Genomic DNA, 966 nt, shown 5'->3' with positions numbered 1-966 from the left:
TTGAGCCCACCCACCAACTTGCTCGGGTCGGGCGTCAGGTAACGGCCAGTCTCGGGATTGTAGTAGCGGTGCCGGTTGTAGTGCAGGCCGCTTTCGGGGTCGAAGTATTGGCCCTGGAAGCGCAGCGGTTGCTCAAGCTGTTCGCCGCCGCCGTGCTGGAGTTCGGTGAGTTGGCCGTAGCCGTTGTAGCGCGCCGACCAGACGATCTGGCCGCTGTAGCTGGTCAGTTCCTGGGGCGTGCCCAGGTGGTCGAGGTGGTAGTAGAACGGCGTGGCTTTTTCCGGGCCCTCGCCATCGAGCATCGCCAGCGGGCGGAAGGTGCCGGGTTCGTAGACGTAGCTGCGGTGGTGGCGCGGGCTGTTTTCGGCGACGACCTGGTCGCCCTGCCAGAAAAACTCCGTGGTCAGGCCGTCCACGGTCTTGCTGATGCGTCGGCCAAAGGCGTCGTAGCGGTAGGATGCTTCACGCCCATCCGCCGTGGTGACGCCGATCAGGCGGTGCTGGCTGTCGTAGCGGTAGGCGCTGACCAGGGCCTGGTCGCGGCGTTCGCGGATCAGGTTGCCGAAGGCGTCGTAGTCGTAGTGGCGGTCGCCCTCCTTCAGCAGGCGGTTGCCCTTGAGGGTGGTCGGGCCGGGGCGGTCCTGCATCATCAGGTTGCCGGCCGGGTCGTGGCAGAAGTGTTCCGGCGGTTCGCTGTGGGAAAAGTCGATGCGGGTCAGGCGATCCAGCGGGTCGTACTGATAGCTGCGGCGGTTTCGGTTGTCGGAAAGGGTTTGCAGGTTGCCCTTGGCGCTGTAGGCATAATCGCGCCAGAACAGTTGTTGCTGTTGGCTCTGCCACACGGTCTGGGCCTTGAGGCGGCCCTGTTCGTCGTAGTCGTAGTCACTGAGCAGCCGGCCCTGCTGGCGTTGCCGTTCGCGTCCGCCGACAAAGCGGTGTTCGGTCAGGCGCGTGCCGTTGAGGTCG

1 protein-coding gene is annotated in these 966 nt (G+C 65.2%); it reads right to left on the bottom strand.

Annotated elements, in window-relative coordinates; genetic code table 11:
• Window positions 1–966: RHS domain-containing protein (locus AB4Z20_RS27965; RefSeq protein WP_442091224.1), on the bottom strand; the 966-nt coding region annotated here is incomplete at both ends.

Origin of the sequence: Pseudomonas sp. KB_12, from assembly GCF_052114545.1 — a bacterium.
In the GTDB taxonomy this organism is placed as follows: Bacteria; Pseudomonadota; Gammaproteobacteria; order Pseudomonadales; family Pseudomonadaceae; genus Aquipseudomonas; species Aquipseudomonas brassicacearum.
This window is presented reverse-complemented; position numbering and strand designations above follow the sequence as displayed.